The 1,347-nt window shown below is 46.8% G+C and carries 1 protein-coding gene and 1 pseudogene; both read left to right on the top strand.

Features of this window, described 5'->3' with window-relative positions:
* Positions 1-88 (top strand): annotated as a pseudogene (locus R7Z50_RS24220) (DNA-binding response regulator); the annotation flags it as partial.
* The coding region (locus R7Z50_RS24215; RefSeq protein WP_318149313.1) for a heavy metal sensor histidine kinase at positions 81-1,347 on the top strand (1,267 nt) is incomplete at its 3' end. The pseudogene R7Z50_RS24220 and the gene R7Z50_RS24215, both read left to right, overlap by 8 nt.

Below are 1,347 nucleotides of genomic sequence, written 5' to 3'. Positions count from 1 at the left end.
TAGCAAAGTGGACAAACCGTTCGATAGACCACTGATTCACACTGTCAGAGGGATGGGCTACAAACTCGAAGAGAGTCGTGATGCCTAAGTTCTCGCTGCCTTTTTCCATGAAAAACAAGCTCGTGCTGATGTTTGTTAGTATGACGTTTGTGACCTATTTTTCTTTGGCTTTCATCCTACAGTACGCCATTGAGCGCCACTTTTATTCGCAAGATTTCAGCTATATTTCCAGTAAGTTCAATGCCATTGAGAACGAGTTAAAACGCTCGCCAGAGGATGTGTTCAAGCAAGCGAATAACAGCACGCTCTACATGTGGGTGTTTGAAGGCAAGCAGAACGTCTATCAGAATTCGAGCCTGACGATTCCTCAGAACCGAGCCTACAGCATTAGCTCACCTCAAGTTTTAAATCACGAGCGCGCCATCGAATGGAGTGAGGACTCGCTGAATATTCGCGCGTTTGCGTTTCAAGCTGGGGAGTATCAGGTGGTGCTCGGCATGAGTATCAACCACCATATTTTGTTTTTGGATAAACTCGACTGGATTTTGTTTTGGGCGCTCGGTTTGGCGTTTGTGATTTCTTCCGCGTTGAGCGGTTGGATGGTAAAACGTGGGTTGAAGCCGATTGTGGGATTGAATCAGCACATTCAACAGATATCACCAGAGCAAATGGGCATTCGTCTCGACCCCGATTCGTTGCCAATAGAACTGCGCGAGTTAGCCAACAAACACAACGCGATGCTCGATAGGTTGCAAACTGGTTTTCGCCGCTTGAGCGAGTTTTCTTCTGATATAGCACATGAGTTAAAAACGCCACTCACCAACATTACTACGCAAAATCAGGTCATTTTAGGTGCGTGTCGAACGTCTGAAGAGTATCAGGATGCGATTGCCTCAACGTTGGAAGAACTCAACCGCATCACGAAAACCATCAACGATTTGCTCTACATTGCCAAGGCTGAAAACAAGCTCATTCATCGCCATGACGAAGTGTTTGCGGTGCAGGAGGAAATTGACCGCTTGGTCGCGTATTTTGAAATATTGGCCGAAGATGCCGATGTGCAAATCGTGAGCTCAGGCGACGGTCAGCTCTATATGGACAAAAACATGTTTGAGCGTGCGGTGGGCAATTTGCTCTCCAACGCGATTCGTCATGCGTATGCTGATTCAACCATTGTGATTGACGTTCAAGAGGTTGATGAACAGGTTACGATATCGGTCAGCAACCAAGGTGACACCATTGCCGAGCAAAACTTACCGTACCTTTTCGACCGTTTTTATCGAGCAGATAAATCTCGCCAACATGTAGGCAGTGTAGGCGCGGGGCTAGGTTTATCGATTACCCAAT

The organism is Vibrio sp. 1249-1 (assembly GCF_033340495.1).
This window is presented reverse-complemented; position numbering and strand designations above follow the sequence as displayed.